This is a genomic window from Rathayibacter oskolensis, assembly GCF_900177245.1.
Taxonomy (GTDB): Bacteria; Actinomycetota; Actinomycetes; order Actinomycetales; family Microbacteriaceae; genus Rathayibacter; species Rathayibacter oskolensis.
Map to the genome: position 1 here is coordinate 592,394 of NZ_FXBM01000001.1, position 19,795 is coordinate 612,188.

Here is a 19,795-nt window from a genome sequence, read left to right on the forward strand (position 1 = left end):
GGGGAGGCGGCGGTGTCCGCGCGCGGGGCGTCGCTGACCGCTCGCGACCGAGCCCGCCGCTAGGCTCGTCAGGCCCATGAACCGGATCACCGTCGCCCTCCTCGCCGCCTTCGACGCCGCGCTCTCGGCGCTGATCGGCATCGCGATCTCGCTGGTCCCGCTGACCGTGCTCTGGGCTGTGCAGTACGACACCGCGGTCGACTGGGGGGTGTTCTGGCGGGTCGCCGCCGACGCCTGGCTGCTCGGTCACGGCGCCGATCTGCAGGCGGCTCTCGCCCCCGATTCGGCTCTCGCCCTCGGGCTCCCGGGGGGCACGGAGGCGTTCGCCGTCACGATCGCGCCCCTCGGCTTCGCGCTCCTCGCGGTCCTCCTCGGAGCGCGGACCGGTCGGCGCGCGCAGGAGTCGCCCTTCCGCCTCATCGGCTTCGGCGTCTCGATCGCCACCTACCTCCTCCTCGCGTTCCTGGTGACTCTGAGCTCCTCCGCCCCGATCGCGTCGATCGACACCGTCCAGGGGACGCTGCTGCCTCCGCTGGTCTTCGGTCTCGGAGTCGCCATCGGCGCCGGGATCCACTCGGCGGCCAGCGGCGAACGCGACCGGCTCGGCGAGCTCGTGCGGGACGCGTTCGAGCGCCTCCCCGAGCTCGCGCGGTCGCTCGTGCTCCTGTCGCTGCGGGGCGGCGCGCTCGCGACGTCGGCCGTCGTCGGCGCGGCCGCCGTGCTCGTCGCGGTCCTCCTCGTCGTGAACTACTCCTCCGTCGTCGCCCTCTACGAGGGCCTGGGTGCGGAGGCGCTCGGCGGTCTCGCGCTGACCCTGGGGCAGCTCGCGCTCCTGCCGAACCTCGTCGTCTGGGCGGCGAGCTGGCTCGTCGGGCCGGGCTTCGCGATCGGCGCCGGGTCGTCGGTCGGCCCCGCGGGCACGCTGCTCGGGCCGATCCCCTCCCTGCCGGTGCTCGCGGCGCTTCCGCAGGGCGACCTGTCGTTCGGATTCCTCGGCCTCCTGGTGCCGCTGCTCGCAGGCTTCGCCGCAGGGTGGCGGCTCCGGCGCGCCGTGATCGACGCTCTCGACGGTCGGTCGCTCCTGCGCTGGGGTGCGGCCGCGGCGGGCGGGATCGGCCTGGCGGGGGGACTGGTGCTCGGACTCCTCGCCTGGTTCTCCGCCGGCGCGGCGGGGCCGGGACACCTCGCGCAGGTGGGCCCGGATCCGCTCCTCGTCTGGGCGGTGGCGGCGCTCGAGATCGCCGTCGCGGCGGGCATCGGTCTCGCCTCCGGTCGCCCCTCGCGCGACTGAGGGCGCGCTGGTCGACGCGGGAGGGCTCCCCTAGACTTGCGCGGTGCTGAAGTTGGTCGTACTCATCTCCGGCGGCGGCTCCAACCTCCGCGCACTCCTGGAGGCATCGAGCGACTCCCGCTTCCCCGCCCGCGTCGTCGCGGTCGGCACCGACACCGAGGCCGACGGACTCCGCCACGCCGAGGCGTACGACGTCCCCACCTTCACCGTCTCGCCGCACGCGTTCTCGTCCCGCGCCGCATGGGGCGAGGAGCTGCTCGCCTGCATCCGCGAGTGGGAGCCCGACCTCGTCGTCTGCGCCGGGTTCATGCGGATCCTGCCGCCGAACGTCGTCGACGCGCTCAGCCCCCGGATGATCAACACCCACCCCGCGCTGCTCCCGCTGTTCCCGGGCGCGCACGCCGTCCGCGACGCCCTGGCCGCCGGTGCCGTGGAGACCGGTGTCACGGTCCACGTCATCGACACCGGAGTCGACACGGGCCCGATCATCGCGCAGGAGAGCCTCGCCGTGCTCCCCGGCGAGAGCGAGGCCGCGCTGCACGAGCGCATCAAGACCATCGAGCGTCGCCTGCTGGTGCAGACGGTGCTCGACATCGCCCACGGAACCGTCGACCTCGAGGACCTCGCCCGCGCATGAGCATCACCGCACACGACCCCAGCAGCTACGACGACCGCGACCTCGTCCCCGTCCGTCGGGCGCTCATCTCGGTCAGCGACAAGACCGGCCTGCTCGACCTGGCGGCGGCGCTCGCCGGCTCCGGAGTCGAACTGGTCTCGACCGGATCGACGGCCGCGACGATCCGCGGAGCCGGGTTCGACGTGACCGACGTCTCGTCCGTCACCGGGTTCCCGGAGTCGCTGGACGGCCGGGTGAAGACGCTCCACCCCGCCGTGCACGCGGGCATCCTCGCCGACCTCCGCCTCGTCTCGCACCGCGAGCAGCTCGAGCAGCTCGGCATCGCCGCCTTCGAGCTCGTCGTGGTCAACCTCTACCCGTTCCGCGAGACCGTCGCCGGCGGCGCCGACGCGGCGACCGTGGTCGAGAACATCGACATCGGCGGGCCGGCCCTCGTCCGCGCGTCGGCGAAGAACCACGCGAACGTGGCGATCGTCGTCGACCCGGCCGACTACTCCGGTGTCGTCGCCGCGCTCGCCTCGGGCGGCACGACCCTCGCCGCCCGTCGCACGCTCGCGGCCCGCGCGTTCGCGCACACCGCGTCCTACGACTCCGCCGTGGCCGCCTGGTTCGCGAGCCAGGAGGAGGAGACCGGCCTCCCGGGCTCCGTCGAGATCCGCGGGACGCTGCAGCAGGTCCTCCGCTACGGAGAGAACGCCCACCAGAAGGCCGCGCTCTACGTCTCACCCGACGGCACCGGCATCGCGCAGGCGACGCAGCTGCACGGCAAGGAGATGTCGTACAACAACTACGTCGACGCCGACGCCGCCGTGCGCGCCGCCTACGACTTCGTGCTGCCCGCCGTCGCGATCATCAAGCACGCCAACCCGTGCGGCATCGCGATCGCCGGCGCCAAGGCCATCGACCCGATCGCCTCGGCGCACCGCCGCGCCCACGAGTGCGACCCGGTCTCGGCCTTCGGAGGCGTCATCGCCGCCAACCGCACCGTCACGCTCGCGATGGCCGAGACGGTCAAGGAGATCTTCACGGAGGTGCTGGTCGCCCCCGCCTTCGAGCCCGAAGCGCTCGAGGTGCTGATGACCAAGAAGAACCTGCGCCTGCTGCAGCTGCCCGAGTTCTACGCACCGGTCGAGAAGGAGTTCAAGCAGATCTCGGGCGGCGTGCTCATCCAGGAGCCCGACCGCTTCACCGGCGGACCCGGCGAGGTCAGCTCGGGCTGGGAGCTCGTCGCCGGCGAGCCCGCCGACGCCGACACCCTGCTCGACCTCGAATTCGCCTGGAAGGCGTGCCGCGCCGTCAAGTCGAACGCGATCCTCCTGGCCAAGGGCGGCGCCTCCGTCGGCGTCGGCATGGGCCAGGTCAACCGCGTCGACTCCTGCCACCTGGCGGTCACCCGCGCCGGCGACCGCGCTCCCGGCTCCGTCGCCGCCTCCGACGCGTTCTTCCCCTTCGCCGACGGGCTCGAGGTGCTGCTCGCGGCGGGAGTGAAGGCGGTCGTCCAGCCCGGCGGCTCGGTCCGTGACGCCGAGGTGATCGAGGCGGCGAAGCGCGCCGGCGTCACCATGTACACGACGGGGGAGCGGCACTTCTTCCACTGAGCGCTTCGCGCTCAGTGGGTGTTCGTCTTCCACGCCGCTCCCTGCGCGGCGTGGCGCGGTCGGCTTCGCGACGTGGTCGCGTCTTGTGGAGCGTCTTGCGTCGGCCGCCGCGGGAATCGCTGGCACGCGATTCCCGCTGAGCTGCCTCTCCCTTCGGGAGTCGGGTGCGGGTGACCTCTCCCTTCGGGAGTCGGGTGCGGGTGGCCTCTCCCTTTGGGGGTCGGGTGCGGGTGGCCTCTCCCTTTGGGGGTCGGGTGCGGGTGGCCTCTCCCTTCGGGGGTCGGGTGCAGGTGGCCTCTCCCTTCGGGAGTCGGGCTCGGGTGACCTCTCCCTTCGGGAGTCGGGTGCTCGAGGGCCTCTCCCTTCGGGAGTCGGGCTCGGGTGACCTCTCCCTTCGGGAGTCGGGTGCTCGGGGCACTCTCCCTTCGGGAGTCGGGTCGGAGGCGGGTTCGCGCGAGTGCGCAGAAGTTGTCGTAGTGGGGCGCGAGTGCGACAACTCTTGGAGAGTGGGCGCGAGTTCGGGAGGCCCGGGCTTCTTGGAGCGTTGCCGGGGGCAGTCGGCCCTCTCTCCGAGGGAGGCGGCGCAGGCTCGCGGGCGGCGAGTGCGCAGGAGTTGTCGTAGTGGGGCGCGAGTGCGACAACTCTTGGAGAGTGGGCGCGAGTTCTGGAGGCCCGGGCTTCTCGAAGCGGTGCCGAGGGCGGTCGGCGTTCTCTCCGAGGGAGACGGGAGGCCGACGCGGGTTCGCGGGCGGCGAGTGCGCAGGAGTTGTCGTAGTGGAGGCGCGAGTGCGACAACTTTCGCGGAGTGGGGGCGGCGGCGAGGGCGCGCGGCTCTCAGGTGGTGGCAAGGCGGCGGCAAGGGGGCGCCGGGGCGGGACCGCGTACAGTCGCCCGGGTGCCCCACGACTCCACGCTCGTCCCCGTGCCCGCCCCCTCGATCGGCCGTCGCCTCCTGACGGCTCTCGCCGCCGCAGCCGCCACGGCCCTCGCAGCGCACCTGAGCAACCTGCTCGCCTTCTTCATCGGCAACCAGCTGGCGGCCTCGGCCCTGCCGCAGGTCAACGCCTACTTCCTCCTCTCGAGCGCGCTCGCGTTCGTCGTCGTCTTCGCCCTCGCCGTCGCCGGGATGCTGAACCGCGCCTGGACCGCGGCCATCGCCGGACTCGTCGCCGGGCTCATCGGCGCGACCTTCGGCACGCTCGTCCAGGCCAGCGCGAGCGGCAGCGCGATCACCGGCGAGGTGTGGGTGTCGATCGTCGAGACGTTCGGCGGACTCAACCTCGTGTTCCTCCTCGCCTTCACCCTGGCGGCCGCGACCCTCGGCCACCGGATCGCGCGCGCGACGGCACCTGTCGCCGTCACGCCGACCACGACGGCACGCCGCATCGCCCTGGTCCGCGCGCCGGCCCTCAACCTCGACGCTGGTGAGCTCACCCACCTCGACCGGGTCCCGGTCGACCAGGAGAAGGCGCAGCAGCAGTGGGAGGCCTACATCGAGGCGCTCGACGAGGCCGGCTGGGAGACGGTCGAGGTCACGGCAGCGCCGGCGATGGCCGACTCCGTCTTCCTCGAGGACGCGGTCGTCGTCTTCGGCGACCACGCCGTGCTCACCCGCCCCGGAGCCGCCTCCCGCAGCGGAGAGGTCGCCGGCGCCGAGGAGGCGGTCGCGGCGCTCGATCTCACCGTCCACCGGATCGAGGCGCCGGGCACGCTCGAGGGCGGCGACGTCCTGAAGGTCGGGTCGACGGTCTACGTCGGTCGGGGCGGCCGCACCAACGCCGAGGGAGTCGCGCAGCTCCGGGCGATCCTCCGCCCGCTCGGGATGAGCGTCGTCGCCGTGCCGATCACCAGGGTGCTGCACCTCAAGAGCGCCGTCACGGCCCTGCCCGACGGCACCGTCATCGGCTGGGAGCCCGTGGTCGACGAGCCGCGGCTCTTCGCCTCGTTCCTGCCGATGCCCGAGGAGCCCGGCGCCCACGTCGTCGTCCTCGACGCCGACACGCTGCTGATGGCGGCGTCCGCCCCGAGGAGCGCCGAGCTGCTCCGCGACCTCGGCTACACGGTCGTGGCCGTGGACATCTCCGAGTTCGAGAAGCTCGAGGGCTGCGTGACCTGCCTGTCCGTCCGCGTGCGCTGACGGGCGAGGGGGAGGGCCTCCACTGACTCGCGCCGCGCGACGCGCCCACGACGCGAGGCAGTGGACGCGTCGCGCAGCCCGGGTATAGCCTGCAAGGCTGCGCAGCGCCCGGGACGGGCCCGCGGCGATCCCCACCCCTCCTCCTCGCGAAGGCCCTCCACCGTGTCCGCACACACCCCACCGACCGCCGAACCGCAGGCCGAGCCGAAGCGTCCGAGCACGCTGAAGGTCCTGCTTCGCCTGCTGCCGTTCGTCGGCGACGCGCTGCCCCGGCTGAGCATCGGCATCGCGGTCGCGCTCGTGGCGAGCCTGGTCTCCCTCGTGATCCCGATCGTGCTGCAGCAGCTCGTCGACGGTCCGCTCGGCGACGGCGCGTCGGCCGCCGGGGCGGGCGATCTCGGTCCGCTGATCGGCCCGGTCGGCATCATCCTCCTGCTGGGGATCATCGAGGCCGCCGCCATCGCGCTGCGCCGCCGGATGGTGCTCACCCCGAGCACGCGCATCGAGGCCAGGATGCGCACCGCCCTGTACCGGCAGCTCCAGGATCTGCCGGTGTCCTTCCACGACCGCTGGCAGAGCGGCCAGCTCCTCTCGCGCGCCATGAGCGATCTCAGCCTCATCCGCCGCTGGATCGCCTTCGGCTTCGTGCTCCTCGTCGTGAACGCCCTCACGATCGTGGTGGGCTTCGGTGTCCTCGTCTACTGGAACCCGCTCCTCGGCGCGCTCTTCGTCGTCTGCTCCATCCCGGTCTGGATCTACGGCTTCGCGTTCGAGAAGCGCTACTCGAGCATCGCCCGTCGCAGTCAGGACCAGGCCGGCGATCTCGCGACCACCGTCGAGCAGTCGGTGCACGGCATCCGCGTGCTCAAGGCGTTCGGGCGGCACAAGCACGCGCTCGCCGGCTTCGCCGATCAGGCGGAGCAGCTGCGCGGGACCGAGATCGACAAGGCCAAGGCGATCGCGGGGATCTGGTTCGTCCTCCTCCTGGTCCCCGACATCGCCTTCGCCCTGTGCCTGCTCGGAGGCGTCTGGCTCGCCGCCGACGGCCAGCTGAGCGTCGGCGAGCTCTTCGCCTTCTTCACCACCGCGACCGTCCTGCGCTGGCCCGTCGAGTCGATCGGCTTCCTCCTCTCGATGACCTTCGACACCCGCACCGCGGTCGACCGCTACTTCGAGGTCATGGACAGCCGCAACTCGATCACCGACCCGGAGAACCCGGAGTCGATCGACCGTCCCCGCGGCCGCGTGCGCTTCCGGGGCGTGCACTTCCGCTACCAGGACGCTCCGGAGCGCTTCCCCGATCTGCTCGACGGCGTCGACCTCGTGGTCGAGCCGGGCGAGACCATGGCTCTGGTGGGCGTGACGGGGTCCGGCAAGACGACCCTCACCGCCCTGCTGCCGCGCCTCTACGACGTCACCGACGGCGCGATCGAGATCGACGGCGTCGACGTCCGGAGGATGCGCCGCGAGGAGCTGCGGTCGCACGTCGGCATGGCCTTCGAGGACGCCACCCTGTTCTCGACGTCGGTCCGCGAGAACGTGCTCCTCGGGCGTCCCGATGCGAGCGAGGAGGAGCTGCTCGAGGCCCTCGAGATCGCGCAGGCCGACTTCGTGCACACCCTGCCCGACGGGCTCGACACCACCGTCGGCGAGGAGGGCATGAGCCTGTCGGGCGGGCAGAGGCAGCGGCTCGCGCTCGCGCGGGTGATCGCGGCCCGTCCCTCCGTGCTCGTCCTCGACGACCCGCTGTCGGCGCTCGACGTCGACACGGAGGCGAGGGTCGAGGCGGGGCTGCGCCGGGTGCTCGGAGACACGACCGCCCTCATCGTGGCCCACCGGCCCTCGACCGTCGCCCTCGCCGACCGGGTCGCCCTCCTCGAGGAGGGGCGCGTCACCGCCGTCGGCACCCACAGCGAGCTGCTCGCGAGCAGCCCGCACTACCGCTTCGTCATCTCGAGCCTCGAGGAGGACGAGCTCAGCCGCCCGCCCGGCGCCGAGCGGGTCGGCTCCCGCCCGAGCCTCGACCTCACGTCCACGACGGATCAGGAGACCCGATCATGAGCACGCTCGGTTCGACCGAGGAGCGCGACGACCTCTCCCGCGGCGAGTCCGCCGAGATGCGCCGGCGCTCGCTGCGACTCCTCGGGTCGCTGCTGCGGCCCCTCCGCCTGCGTCTCGTCCTGACGGCGATCGTCGTCGTGGTCTCGACCGCCGCGCAGGTGGCCGGACCGGCGCTGATCGCGGCGGGCATCGACACCGGGCTCCCGGCGGTGCTCGACGGCGACGCGACTCCGCTCGCGCTCACGGTCACCGCGTACGTGGTGATCGGCGCCGTCGGAGCGATCCTGGTCGCCTGGTACACCGTGCTCTCGGCGCGGGTCAGCCAGGCGATCCTGATCGACCTGCGCAAGCGGGTCTTCCTGCACACCCAGAAGCTGAGCCTCGAGTTCCACGAGAGCTACACCTCGGGCCGCATCATCTCGCGGCAGACGAGCGACCTCGACTCGATCCGCGAGCTCCTCGACTCCGGGATCAACCAGCTCGTGCAGGGTGCGCTCTACATGGGCTTCGTGGCGATCGCCCTCGTCTCGCTCGACGGAGTGAGCGGCATCGTCCTCGCGTGCGCGCTCATCCCCCTCGCGCTCCTCACCCGCTGGTTCCAGAAGAAGTCGCAGGCGCTGTTCCGGGGCACGCGCGTCGCCTCCTCGCGCCTCATCGTGCAGTTCGTCGAGACGATGACGGGGATCAGGGCCGTGCAGACCTTCCGCGCCGAGAAGCGCAACGAGGAGGTGTTCGGGGCGGTCGTCGAGAAGTACCGGGTGGCCTACAAGAAGGTCTTCGGAGTCTTCGGCACCTTCGATCCCGGCCTGGTGCTGATCGGCAACGTCACCGTCGCGGTCGTGCTCTTCGTCGGCGGTGTCCGCGTGCTCGACGGCGGTCTCGAGATCGGTGCGCTCCTCGCGGTCCTGCTCTACACCCGGCGCTTCTTCGACCCGGTGCAGGAGATGGCGATGTTCTACAACTCCTACCAGTCGGCCGCGGCGGCGCTCGAGAAGATCTCGGGCGTCCTCGCCGAGGAGCCGAGCGTTCCCGACCCCGCTCGCCCGATCGACCTGCGCGAGGCGCGGGGCGGGCTCGGGTTCGAGGGCGTCCGCTTCGCCTACACCAGCGATCGCGAGATCCTGCCGCGCTTCGATCTCGAGATCCCGGCCGGCCAGACGATCGCTCTCGTCGGATCCACCGGCGCGGGCAAGTCGACGCTGGCGAAGCTGATCTCGCGGTTCTACGACCCGACCGACGGAGTCGTGACCCTCGACGGCGTCGACCTGCGGCAGCTGCACCCCAAGGACCTGCGCCGCGCGATCGTGATGGTCACGCAGGAGGCGTACCTCTTCTCGGGCTCGGTCGCCGACAACATCGCGATCGGGCGGCCGTCGGCGTCGTACGACGAGATCGTCGACGCCGCGAAGGCGGTGGGCGCGCACGAGTTCATCCAGGCGCTGCCCGACGGGTACGACACCGACGTCAACAAGCGCGGCGGACGCGTCTCGGCGGGTCAGCGGCAGCTGATCTCGTTCGCGCGGGCGTTCCTCGCCGACCCGGCGGTGCTGATCCTCGACGAGGCGACCTCCTCGCTCGACATCCCGAGCGAGCGCCTCGTGCAGCAGGGACTGCAGACCCTCCTGGCCGACCGGACGGCGGTGATCATCGCGCACCGGCTCTCGACGGTGGCGATCGCCGACCGGGTGCTGGTGATGGAGCACGGCCGCATCGTCGAGGACGGCACCCCGGAGGCGCTCATCGCCGGCTCGGGGCGGTTCGCGACGCTGCACGCGGCGTGGCGCGACTCCCTGGTGTGAGGCGCCGGGGGTGCGAGTGCGGTCTGCAGGTGCTGGTGCGGTCTGCAGGTGAACCGGAGGCGGAGGCCGATCCTGCAGCGCCGGAGCCGCGCGCGAGCGCCGGTCTCCTGCAGATCGCACGCCGACCCGCGGACCGCACGCGAACCCGCGTCAGGGCCGCCAGCGCGCCGCGCGCATGTCGACCCGGTAGCCGCTCGGAGTCGTCACCAGCGGCGTCCCCTCCCGCTCGTACTCCGCGCGCGCCCGCTCCTCGTGGCCGGCCGCGGGCGCTCCTCCCGAGCGGACGACCCGCCACCAGGCGACGTCGGAGCCGTAGCGGGCCATGACCGTGCCGACCGCGCGCGCGGCACGGCTCTTGAGCACGGCGGCGATCTCGCCGTACGCCATCACCCGCCCGGGCGGGATGCCGTCGACGACCTCGAGCACGGCCGAGACGAAGTCGGCGGAGTCGTCCGGCACGAGCGGAGCGCGCCCGTCAGAGCTTCAGCGCGCCGATGTTCTCGCCGTACTGGGTCTCGCCCACGACCTCGAAGCCGATCCAGCGGAAGAACTGCTCCGGCCCGTCCTCGCCCGACTCCCAGATGACGGTGAGCGTGTCGAAGCCGCGGCTGCGCGCCTCGTCCGCCGCAGCGCGGACCGCGAAGGTCCCGACGCCGCGCCCCTGCTTCGCCGCGTCGATGTTGATCCGCCAGATGCAGCTGCGGAACTCCTCCGGCGCCTCCTGGTCGAAGTGCGCGTGGATGAAGCCGACGAGCTCGTCGCCGTCGAGGATCGCGCGCTGCCACGCGGCTCCCGGATCGATCACGGCGGCGGCCGCCGAGTACGACACCGGGGCGACGAACTGCTCCTGACCGGGTTTGAGGCTGAGCCCGTTCACGGCGGAGATGTTCGATGCCGACAGCTCTTCCAGGCGGAGTGCACTCATGCGGTCAATCTAGCGGCCCCGCCCAGGGGCGGCCATCCTCCCAGGGGACGAGGAGCACTCCCGCGCCCGCGACGCCCCGCCAACTCTCTCGACATCGAGACAGTTCGGCCCTCGGGTAGGCTGACACGAGGCCATCTGGAGCGGCCGCGGAGCCGCCCGTCCCGCGCAGAAGCGGGGCGCTTCATCGAGACCATGGGAGAGCAATGTCCAAGATCAAGGTTGAGGGAACCGTCGTCGAGCTCGACGGCGACGAGATGACGCGGATCATCTGGCAGAAGATCAAGGACACCCTCATCCACCCGTACCTCGACGTGAACCTCGAGTACTACGACCTCGGCATCGAGTACCGCGACGAGACCGACGACCAGGTCACGATCGACGCGGCGCACGCCATCCAGAAGCACGGAGTCGGCGTCAAGTGCGCGACGATCACGCCCGACGAGGCGCGCGTCGAAGAGTTCGGCCTGAAGAAGATGTGGAAGTCGCCCAACGGCACGATCCGCAACATCCTCGGCGGCGTGATCTTCCGCGAGCCGATCATCATCTCGAACATTCCGCGTCTGGTGCCCGGCTGGAACAAACCGATCATCATCGGCCGCCACGCCTTCGGCGACCAGTACCGCGCGACCGACTTCGTCTTCAAGGGCAAGGGCACGCTCACCGTCGAGTTCACCCCCGACGACGGCTCCGAGCCGATGAAGTTCGAGGTCTACAAGGCGCCCGACGACGGCATCGCGCAGGTCCAGTACAACCAGGACGCCTCGATCCGCGACTTCGCCCGCGCCTCGCTCACCTACGGCCTCACGCGCAACTACCCCGTGTACCTCTCCACGAAGAACACGATCCTCAAGGCCTACGACGGCCGGTTCAAGGACATCTTCGAGGAGATCTTCGAGGCGGAGTTCAAGGAGCGCTTCGACGCGGCGGGTCTCACCTACGAGCACCGCCTGATCGACGACATGGTCGCCTCCGCGATGAAGTGGGAGGGCGGCTACGTCTGGGCCTGCAAGAACTACGACGGCGACGTGCAGTCGGACACGGTCGCGCAGGGCTTCGGCTCGCTCGGGCTGATGACGTCGGTGCTGTCCACGCCCGACGGGCTCGTGGTCGAGGCGGAGGCGGCGCACGGCACGGTCACGCGCCACTACCGCCAGCACCAGCAGGGCAAGCCCACCTCGACGAATCCGATCGCCTCGATCTACGCCTGGACGCGCGGGCTCGCGCACCGCGGGAAGCTCGACGGCAACCAGGAGCTCATCGACTTCTCGCTCGCTCTCGAGGACGTGGTCATCAAGACGGTCGAGTCCGGGAAGATGACGAAGGACCTCGCGATGCTCGTCGGGCCCGAGCAGGGCTGGCAGACGACCGAGGAGTTCCTCGCGACGCTCGACGAGAACCTCCAGGCGCGCATGTCGGCCTGATCCGATCCGCACGGCGGGCTCCGGCTCGTCCGAACGGCTCCGGCTCGCAGGAATCCTGCGGGCCGGAGCCGTTCGCGCATGCGGGAGTCGTTCCCGCGAGCCGGAGCTGCGTCGTCGCTCAGAGCACGCGGGCGAGCGACTCCATCGCGGCAGCGGCGTCGGGGCCGGAGGGGATGAGCACGACGCTCGCGGCGCCCGCCGAGTGCAGCTCGTCGATCCGGGCACGGGCGCTCTCCGGAGTGCCGACGACCGCCAGCTGGTCGACCCACTCGTCCGGCAGATCGCGGGCGAACGACGCGCGATCGGCGCTCCGCTCGCGCAGGCGGGCGAACTCCGCGGCGAAGGGGAGCGGCTCGATGTGCGGGGCCCAGTCGGGTTCGCCGATCCACTCCAGCCCCGGGCGGACCGCATCGCGTGCGGCGCCGGCGTCGTCGTCGACCGCGGCGGCGTTGTAGGCGACCACTCGACCGGGCGTCCCCATCAGGTCGCGCGCCCGCGTCAGGTACTCCGGAGTGACCGGCTCGGCCAGCACGACGCCGTCGGCGACCCGGCCGGCCAGCTCGAGCGAGCGGGGTCCGCGGACGCCTGCGAGCAGGGGCGGGACCGTGGCCGGCGGCGATTCGAGGTGGAGTCCCTCGATCGTCACCGAGCGGCCGGAGACGGACGTCTCGGCCCCCGAGAGCAGCGAGCGCACGGCGCCGAACTGCTCCTCGAGCAGGGTCAGCGGGCTCGTCGGCCAGAGCCCGAGGCCGCGCATCCAGTGCGGCATCCCGTGCCCGATGCCGGCGTGGATCCGACCGGGGAAGAGCTCGGCGAGGGTGCCGAGCTCCATGGCGGTGAAGGCGGCGTGGCGGGCCGCCGCCGGGAGGATCCCGATGCCGACCACGATGCGGTCGGTGGCCGCGAGCACGGCGGCCGCCTGGGCGATCCCGCCCCGGAAGCCCAGATCCTCGATCACCCAGAGCTCGTCGAAGCCGAGCTGCTCGGCGCGGCGGGCGTAGGGGAGGATCGCGGCGGCGGGCAGGTCACGGGGGAGCAGGATTCCGACGGCGGCGTCGGGCGGGAGGGCGCGCATACCCCCAGCGTAGGGCTGCACGAGGACGCCCCGTTGTGGTGCCGACGAGGGGGTCACTACGGTGGGCGCACCCGATGACCGGAGCCCGAATGACGCTCGCCGTGCTGTCCAACGACCGCCTCGATCCCTGGATCAACTGGACGACCCTCGGGCCGCCGCTGCTGCGACCGCTCGCGGCGCGGGGAGGCCGCCTGGTCTCGCCTCAGGCGTCGCCCCGCTCCTGGCCGGGTCTGGTGCGGGAGCTGCGCGGGGCCGACTCCGTCTTCTGGATGCAGCAGAGCGCCCGACCGGAGTGGCCCCTCGTGGCCGCCTCGCTCGCGGCGGGCAGCGCGACCCGGTCGGCCTTCGTCGTGGACCCCTGGCTCGTCGATCTGCCGCGGATCGCGCTGGCGGCGCGCCTCCAGCGCCTGGACCCGCTCTTCGTGCCCTTCAGCGAGGGCGCGGAGGAGCTCGTGCGCCGTCATCCTCGAGGCCGCTTCGAGTGGCTCCCGTTCGGCGTCGACACCGAGGTGTTCACGCCGGGCAGCGGTGAGCGCGACGTGTTCGCCTTCTGGATGGGCAGGCGGCACGAACCGCTGCACCGCGCTCTGCTCGACTACTGCGAGGCCCGGGGGCTGCTCTACGAGTACCGCCGCGAGGGGCGCCTGCTGACCCCGCGCGAGCTGGGCGAGCTCGCCGGCCGCTCCCGCTACTTCGTGGTCACGCCGCCGCTCGCCGAGGATCACGCGCGCACCGGCGGTTACAGCCCCCTGGTGATGCGCTACCTCGAGGGTCTCGCGGCGGGTGCGCGGCTGCTGGGGGTGCTCCCGGGGAGCGGGGAGTACGAGCGGCTGCTCCCGCTCGACGCGATCCTCCAGGTCGACGTCGACGGCGCCGATCTGGCGGCGCGGCTCGACGCCGACGCCGACGCCGGTCACGAGGCGGCGACGGCTCGCGCGAGCCGCCATGTGCGGACGCACCACTCCTGGGCGCGGCGGGCCGAGCAGATCGGGGAGCGGCTCGCTACCGGACGTCCGATCATCCAGCCGCCGCCCCCGGCCTGACGGGTGAACGGCGGACCGCCGGCGCGGGTGAACGGCGGAGGGCCCGCCCGCGCGAGCGCGGACGGGCTCTCCGGAGACGAGGACTACTCGGAGCGGGACTCGCCGAGCTGAACCTGCTCGGGCCTCGCGTTCGAGACGACCTCGATCCGGCGCGGCTTCGCCTTCTCGCTGACCGGGATGGTGACCGAGAGCACACCGTTGTCGTACGAGGCCGAGATGCGCTCGGTGTCGACTCCCTGGCCGAGGCTCAGCTGGCGGACGAAGGTCGCCGACTGGCGCTCCCTGGTGATCCAGGTCACGCCCTCGCCGCTCGCGACGGTCCGCTGGGCGCGGATCGTCAGCAGCTGACCGTCGACGTCGACGTCGACCGACCCGGGGTCGATCCCCGGCAGGTCGGCGGTCAGGACGTAGTGGTCGCCGTCGCGGTAGAGGTCGATCGGCATGCGCCGCGGCCCCTGGCCGGAGCCGAGGAGGGCGGAGGCGACGCGATCGAGTTCGCGGATGGGGTCGTAGGTGACAGCCATAGAAATCACTCCATTCAGTCGTGCAACGGATCAATTCCAAGAGTTGAGCCGACCTGACTCAACACGAACAATTTAGCACTCCACAGGCGAGAGTGCCAAGTGATGACGTCCCCGATCCGCCTACTTCGTAACCTGCTCGAAACAGAGCCGAGCGATCCAGTTCGTAGGGTCGAGAGCACGACCGATTCAGTGCAACCACAGACCGGTTTCCCAGCGAACATGAGTTAGGACATCGATTGCCGATCCACCCCTCCCACCCTCCCCTCGTCCGTCGCGCTGAGAGGCGCATCCTCGCCGGCCTCGCCGTTCTGGGAGTCGCGGCCACCGCCGCCTTCGCCACCAGCGGCGCCTCGGCGGCCCCCCTCGCAGGAAGCGCCTCGGTCATCGGCGGGCTCTCCTCGATGCAGAGCTTCGAGGACGGCGACTACGTCGTCACGCTCGTGGAGCCCGCCGCGGCGACCTACGAGGGAACCGATGCGCGGTTCGCGCGGACCGCTCCCGACCAGGGGACGCAGCTCCAGGCGCGCTCGGCCCCCGTCGAGGACTACTCGGCTCACCTCGAGCGGCGGCAGGACGACGTCGCCGCCGCCGTCGACGCCGAGATCGGCTACCACTACACGGTGGCCCTCAACGGCTTCTCGGCCGAACTGACCGGGGCCCAGGCGAGCCGCCTGGCGAACCGCAAGGACGTGGCCCAGGTCCGCGAGATCGAGGACCTCACCCTCGACCGCGCGCAGTCGACCGCACTGCAGTCGGCTCCGTCGGCATCGGGCATCCCCGTCGCCGACACCGGCCAGGAGTCGTCCACGAGCTTCCTCGGCCTCGACGGCGAGAACGGAGTCTGGGACGAGCTCGGCGGGATCGACGACGCGGGCAAGGGCGTCGTCGTCGGAGTCATCGACTCCGGCATCGCCCCCGAGAACCCGTCCTTCGCCGGTGCTCCGCTCGCGACCTCGCCCGGCGCCGCGCCCTACACCGACGGCGAGACCGTCACCTACGCCAAGTCCGACGGCAGCTCGTTCGTGGGAGCCTGCGCGAGCGGCGCCGACGCGGCGCAGCAGTGGACCGGCGACGAGTGCAACCAGAAGCTGATCGGCGCGCGCTGGTTCCTCGGCGCCTCCGAGGTGGCCGGCTCGGGCGACAACCCCGAGTACCTCTCGCCGCGCGACGCCGACGGACACGGCTCACACACCGCGAGCACGGCCGCCGGCAACGCGGGCGTCGACGCGAGTGTCGACGGCTACGACTACGGCCTCATCTCGGGCGTGGCGCCGGCCGCCAAGGTCGCCGCCTACAAGGTCTGCTGGAACGGCGACGTCGACGGCACGGACGACGACGACTTCTGCTCCGGCCCCGGCATCCTCGCCGCCATCGACTCGGCGACCAGCGACGGCGTCGACGTGATCAACTTCTCGATCGGCGGCGGAGCGGCCACCTCCACGCTCACGCTCATCGACGAGGCGTTCCTCAACGCCGCCGCGGCGGGCGTCTTCGTGGCGGCCTCGGCCGGCAACTCCGGCCCCGGCGACTCGACCCTCGACCACGCCTCGCCGTGGTACACGACGGTCGCCGCCTCCTCCATCCCGACCTACACCGCCACCGCCACCCTCGGTGACGGACAGGCGTTCCCCGGAGGATCGATCACCGTCCACGAGGACGTCACGGGTCCGCTCGTGAACAGCGCCGACGTCGCGCTCCCCGGGACCGAGACTCCCGAGATCTGCGAGACCGGCACCCTCGACCCCGAGAAGGTGGCCGGCACGATCGTCGCCTGCACGGCGGGCACGACCACCCGCGTCTCGAAGTCGGCCGAGGTCGAGCGGGCGGGGGGCATCGGCATGCTGCTGCTCAACCCGTTCCCGAACGCGCTGCACGTCGACGACCACTCCGTCCCGAGCATCCAGATCGACTCGGAGGCCTACGACCCGATCACCGAGTACGCCTCGACGGCGGGTGCGACCGTGACGCTGAGCGAGGGCAACTCGTCCGGCACCCCGATCGCCGTGCCCCAGGTCGCCGGCTTCTCGTCGCGCGGCCCCGCGGAGGCAGACGGTGCCGACGTGCTCAAGCCCGACCTCACGGCGCCCGGCGTCGCGATCCTGGCCGACAGCTTCAACGCCGAGGGCGACGACCCGGCCTTCGCGTTCGAGTCCGGCACGTCGATGTCGTCGCCGCACATCGCGGGTCTCGCCGCGCTGATCCTCGGAGCCAGCCCGAACGCGTCGCCGTCCGCGGTCAAGTCGGCCATGATGACGACCTCGTACGACAGCGTCGACCAGTCGGGGAACGCCTCCGAGGACGTCTTCGCGCAGGGTGCCGGCCACGTCGACCCGACCGCGTTCCTCGACCCCGGTCTGCTCTACGACAGCGGCCCGAGCGACTGGATCGCGTTCCTCAAGGGCGCGGGCTACGTCTTCAACCCCGACCCCGCGATCGACCCGATCGAGGCGATCGACCCGTCCGACCTGAACCAGGCCTCGATCGCGATCGGCGCACTGGCCGGAACGCAGACGATCACCCGCACGGTGACGTCGACCGGACCGGGCACGTACACCGCCTCGCTCGAGATCCCGGGCATCGACACCGTCGTGTCGCCCTCCACGCTCTCGTTCACGGGAGCAGGGCAGACCGCCGAGTACACGGTGACCTTCACGACCGCCGACGCCGAGCTGTCGGAGTTCGCGACCGGCTACCTCACCTGGTCGAGCGCCGAGCACGAGGTGCGCAGCCCCGTCGCCGTGCGCCCCGTCCTGCTCGATGCGCCCTACGAGGTGTCGGGCTCCGGCTCGACCGGGTCGACCACGGCCACGATCACGCCCGGAGTCGACGGCGCACTGCCGCTCTCGCCGAGCGGACTCGCCGAGGGGGTCCTCGCCGAGGACGCCACGGCGTCCGACGGGCACTCGGGGACGCTGCCGGCGGGAACGACCCTGGTGACGACGGTCGAGGTGCCGGAGGGCGCGGAGTTCGCTCGGTTCGACCTCGACTCGCTCGACGACACCGCGGATCTCGATCTGTACGTCGAGCTGCTCGACGCCGCCGGTGAGCCCGTCTCGCAGGCGGTCTCGGCGACCGCCTCCGCCGACGAGCGCGTCGATCTCGAAGAGCCGGAGGCGGGGACCTACCGGGTCACGGCCGACATGTACGCGGTGGGATCGGAGTCGGCGGTCACCTTCGACCTGCGCAGCTTCGTCATCACGCCCGAGGGAGGCGTGGGATCGCTCACGACCGAGCCCGAGGTCGTCGACGCGGTGCAGGGCGAGCCGACCGACTACACGATCTCGTGGTCGGACCTCGCCGGGCCCGCCTCCTACCTCGGTCGCATCGCCTACTCGGACTCCGGGCTGGCGACGCTCGTGAGCGTGGCGGTGACCGAGGACGTGACGCCGACGCCGACCGCGACTCCGGAGCCCACGGGCACGCCCGAGCCGACGGCGACGCCGGAGCCGACCGCGACTCCCGAGCCGACCGTCTCGCCGGAGCCGACCTCGACGCCGACCGCCGGTCCGACCGCCGTGCCGGTGCCCACCTCCACGCCGACGGCCGGACCGGGCGCGCCCGGCCACGCCGGCGGCCCGGGCAGCCTGCCCTTCACCGGGTGGAACGGCGGCCTCCTGGGAGCCTCGGCCCTGGCGCTCATCGGCGCCGGGGTGCTGATCACCGGCGTCCGTCGCCGGGCTCTCGCACAGCAGGAGGGGGCGGGCTCGGAGTAGTCCGCTCGACCCGCACCGACGGCCGCCCCGTCCGCTCCCTCCGGGGCGGCGGGGCGGCCGTTCGCGGTGCAGTCGGCTGTCCCCGTTCGGTCCACCTCCGGCTCGTCCACCTCCGGCTTGCAGGATCGCGTTCGGCTCGCGCGGATCGGCCGTTCCGACGAGCCGAGAGCGGTTCTGCGAGCCGGAGGTGCGCCTCCGGGGTCACCACCGGGCTCGGCGGGTCAGGAGAGCGAGCGTCGCCCCGCGATGATGCCGCTGACGACGGCGAGCACTCCGAAGACGATCGCGACGATCGGCTGACCGAGGTCGAGCCACGCCACCGCGGCGGCGCCCATCACCAGGAGCTCGATCAGCGAGCGCCCGTAGACGTCGATCGCCACGACTGCGCGGGGGGACAGGAACAGCGCCCACACCAGGATCGCCACGACGGGCGCGCCGACCCCGAAGACGATGTTCAGCGGCACGCCCCAGGTCGTGAATCCCCAGATGCCGAAGGTGGTGAAGGCGAACAGCTCCAGGAGGAACCGCAGCACGTCGTTCGGACCGATCCTGACGTCGGTGCCCGCGGCGGTCGCTCCTGCTCGATTCACGCGGACCATCGTATCCGGCCCGTCTCGGACTGCCGGGGTCGGCGGATCGGGTCAGCGGAAGATGATCGTGCGCGCCCCGTCGAGCAGCACGCGGTCCTCGGCGAACCACTTGACCGCCTGGGTCAGGGTGCGGCTCTCCTCGTCCTGACCGATGGCGACCAGCTGCGCGACCGAGTGGGAGTGCTCGACGCGCACCACGTTCTGCTCGATGATCGGGCCCTCGTCGAGATCGCTGGTGACGAAGTGCGCGGTCGCACCGATCAGCTTCACCCCGCGCGAGTGCGCCTGCTTGTAGGGGTTCGCTCCCTTGAATCCGGGGAGGAACGAGTGGTGGATGTTGATCGCCCGGCCGGCGAGGCGGGCGCAGAGCTCCGGCGAGAGGATCTGCATGTAGCGCGCGAGGACGACGAGCTCGATGTCGTGCTGCTCGACGACCTGCACGATCCGCTCCTCGAAGGCGCGCTTCGTCTCGGGCGAGACGACGGGGCGCGACTCGAAGGGCACGCCGTAGAACTCCGCCAGATCGCGGAGGCTGCCGTGGTTCGACAGGATCAGCGGCACGTCGACCGCCAGCTGCCCGGCGCGCTGGCGGAACAGCAGGTCGTTCACGCAGTGCGCTGCCGTGGAGGCGAGCACGAGGGTCCGCAGCGGTCGGCCGACGACGTCGAGACGCCAGGTCATGCCGTAGTGCTCGGTGATGGGCTGCAGCGCCTTCTCGAAGACCTCGCGCGTCACCGGCGCCTCGACCTGCAGGCGCATGAAGAAGCGCCCGGTGTCGGCGCTCGAGAACTGCTGGCTCTCGGTGATGTTCCCCTTCGCCGCGACGACCGCCCCCGAGACGGCGTGGACGATGCCCGGCAGATCGGGGCAGGCGAAGGTGAGGGTCCAGTGGTTGCCCGGTCGGCGATCCCCCGTCCCGGTGAACTCGGTGCCGGTGGGAACGGGCCGGTCGGAGGCGGGCACGGCGCGGTCGGACTGCAT

General features: G+C 71.8%; 15 protein-coding genes. 9 read left to right on the forward strand and 6 right to left on the reverse strand.

The genetic code is table 11. The features are described 5' to 3' along the window. The first annotated feature begins 76 nt into the window (after window positions 1-76). The 6 genes from B9Y99_RS02975 to B9Y99_RS03000 all read left to right on the forward strand — a co-directional run bounded on the left by B9Y99_RS02975 (window position 77) and on the right by B9Y99_RS03000 (window position 9,523). On the forward strand, window positions 77-1,291 hold the full coding sequence (locus B9Y99_RS02975; RefSeq protein ID WP_085475095.1) for a cell division protein PerM: 1,215 nt from the start codon (window positions 77-79) through the stop codon (window positions 1,289-1,291). Window positions 1,292-1,334: 43 nt separating this feature from the next. Beyond that, entirely contained in the window at window positions 1,335-1,928 is a 594-nt protein-coding gene (gene purN / locus B9Y99_RS02980; RefSeq protein WP_085475096.1) for a phosphoribosylglycinamide formyltransferase, read from the forward strand. Next, entirely contained in the window at window positions 1,925-3,526 is a 1,602-nt protein-coding gene (gene purH, locus B9Y99_RS02985) for a bifunctional phosphoribosylaminoimidazolecarboxamide formyltransferase/IMP cyclohydrolase (protein ID WP_085475097.1), read from the forward strand. The genes purN and purH overlap by 4 nt, the downstream gene beginning before the upstream one ends. A gap of 895 nt (window positions 3,527-4,421) precedes the next feature. Then, entirely contained in the window at window positions 4,422-5,663 is a 1,242-nt protein-coding gene (ddaH, locus tag B9Y99_RS19345) for a dimethylargininase (RefSeq protein WP_280157837.1), read from the forward strand. A 162-nt stretch (window positions 5,664-5,825) separates the two neighbouring features. After that, a complete protein-coding gene (locus B9Y99_RS02995; RefSeq protein ID WP_085475098.1) occupies window positions 5,826-7,724 on the forward strand; it encodes an ABC transporter ATP-binding protein in 1,899 nt (632 codons plus the stop codon). Beyond that, entirely contained in the window at window positions 7,721-9,523 is a 1,803-nt protein-coding gene (locus tag B9Y99_RS03000) for an ABC transporter ATP-binding protein (protein ID WP_085475099.1), read from the forward strand. Before B9Y99_RS02995 ends, B9Y99_RS03000 begins: the two co-directional genes overlap by 4 nt. 150 nt (window positions 9,524-9,673) lie before the next feature. Here B9Y99_RS03000 and B9Y99_RS03005 read toward each other — a convergent pair whose 3' ends face one another. Together B9Y99_RS03005 and B9Y99_RS03010 are read right to left on the reverse strand one after the other, a co-directional pair. Then, on the reverse strand, window positions 9,674-9,982 hold the full coding sequence (locus B9Y99_RS03005; RefSeq protein WP_085475100.1) for an MGMT family protein: 309 nt from the start codon (window positions 9,980-9,982) through the stop codon (window positions 9,674-9,676). A gap of 16 nt (window positions 9,983-9,998) precedes the next feature. Then, window positions 9,999-10,448, reverse strand: a complete 450-nt coding sequence (locus B9Y99_RS03010; RefSeq protein ID WP_085475101.1) for a GNAT family N-acetyltransferase — start codon at window positions 10,446-10,448, stop codon at window positions 9,999-10,001. A 203-nt stretch (window positions 10,449-10,651) separates the two neighbouring features. Here B9Y99_RS03010 and B9Y99_RS03015 point away from each other — a divergent pair, with 203 nt between their 5' ends. Beyond that, entirely contained in the window at window positions 10,652-11,869 is a 1,218-nt protein-coding gene (locus tag B9Y99_RS03015) for an NADP-dependent isocitrate dehydrogenase (RefSeq protein ID WP_085475102.1), read from the forward strand. Window positions 11,870-11,987: 118 nt separating this feature from the next. Here B9Y99_RS03015 and B9Y99_RS03020 read toward each other — a convergent pair whose 3' ends face one another. Further along, window positions 11,988-12,944, reverse strand: coding sequence for an LLM class flavin-dependent oxidoreductase (locus B9Y99_RS03020; RefSeq protein ID WP_085475103.1), 957 nt, complete (start codon window positions 12,942-12,944; stop codon window positions 11,988-11,990). Window positions 12,945-13,018: 74 nt separating this feature from the next. Here B9Y99_RS03020 and B9Y99_RS03025 point away from each other — a divergent pair, with 74 nt between their 5' ends. Further along, window positions 13,019-13,987, forward strand: coding sequence for a glycosyltransferase family protein (locus B9Y99_RS03025; protein WP_129587869.1), 969 nt, complete (start codon window positions 13,019-13,021; stop codon window positions 13,985-13,987). Between the two features lie 83 nt (window positions 13,988-14,070). Here the strand turns inward: B9Y99_RS03025 and B9Y99_RS03030 are convergent, their stop codons facing one another. Next, the gene (locus B9Y99_RS03030) at window positions 14,071-14,511 is read right to left on the reverse strand and encodes an Hsp20/alpha crystallin family protein (RefSeq protein ID WP_085475105.1); all 441 of its coding nucleotides are present in this window, start codon (window positions 14,509-14,511) and stop codon (window positions 14,071-14,073) included. A 236-nt stretch (window positions 14,512-14,747) separates the two neighbouring features. Between B9Y99_RS03030 and B9Y99_RS03035 the strand changes: the two genes are divergently transcribed. Further along, window positions 14,748-18,224, forward strand: coding sequence for a S8 family serine peptidase (locus tag B9Y99_RS03035; RefSeq protein ID WP_085475106.1), 3,477 nt, complete (start codon window positions 14,748-14,750; stop codon window positions 18,222-18,224). Between the two features lie 221 nt (window positions 18,225-18,445). Here B9Y99_RS03035 and B9Y99_RS03040 read toward each other — a convergent pair whose 3' ends face one another. Beyond that, window positions 18,446-18,814, reverse strand: a complete 369-nt coding sequence (locus B9Y99_RS03040) for a YrdB family protein (RefSeq protein ID WP_244274750.1) — start codon at window positions 18,812-18,814, stop codon at window positions 18,446-18,448. Window positions 18,815-18,865: 51 nt separating this feature from the next. Further along, window positions 18,866-19,795: a formyltetrahydrofolate deformylase gene (gene purU / locus B9Y99_RS03045; RefSeq protein WP_085475108.1), complete on the reverse strand. Its 930-nt coding sequence runs from the start codon at window positions 19,793-19,795 to the stop codon at window positions 18,866-18,868.

Coding starts and splice junctions, on each gene's coding strand:
- B9Y99_RS02975 (WP_085475095.1), top strand. CDS start 77: ATGAACCGGATCACCGTCGCCCTCCTCGCCGCCTTCGACGCCGCGCTC.
- purH (WP_085475097.1), top strand. CDS start 1,925: ATGAGCATCACCGCACACGACCCCAGCAGCTACGACGACCGCGACCTC.
- B9Y99_RS03000 (WP_085475099.1), top strand. CDS start 7,721: ATGAGCACGCTCGGTTCGACCGAGGAGCGCGACGACCTCTCCCGCGGC.
- B9Y99_RS03010 (WP_085475101.1), bottom strand. CDS start 10,448: ATGAGTGCACTCCGCCTGGAAGAGCTGTCGGCATCGAACATCTCCGCC.
- B9Y99_RS03015 (WP_085475102.1), top strand. CDS start 10,652: ATGTCCAAGATCAAGGTTGAGGGAACCGTCGTCGAGCTCGACGGCGAC.
- B9Y99_RS03020 (WP_085475103.1), bottom strand. CDS start 12,944: ATGCGCGCCCTCCCGCCCGACGCCGCCGTCGGAATCCTGCTCCCCCGT.
- B9Y99_RS03025 (WP_129587869.1), top strand. CDS start 13,019: ATGACCGGAGCCCGAATGACGCTCGCCGTGCTGTCCAACGACCGCCTC.
- B9Y99_RS03030 (WP_085475105.1), bottom strand. CDS start 14,511: ATGGCTGTCACCTACGACCCCATCCGCGAACTCGATCGCGTCGCCTCC.
- purU (WP_085475108.1), bottom strand. CDS start 19,795: ATGCAGTCCGACCGCGCCGTGCCCGCCTCCGACCGGCCCGTTCCCACC.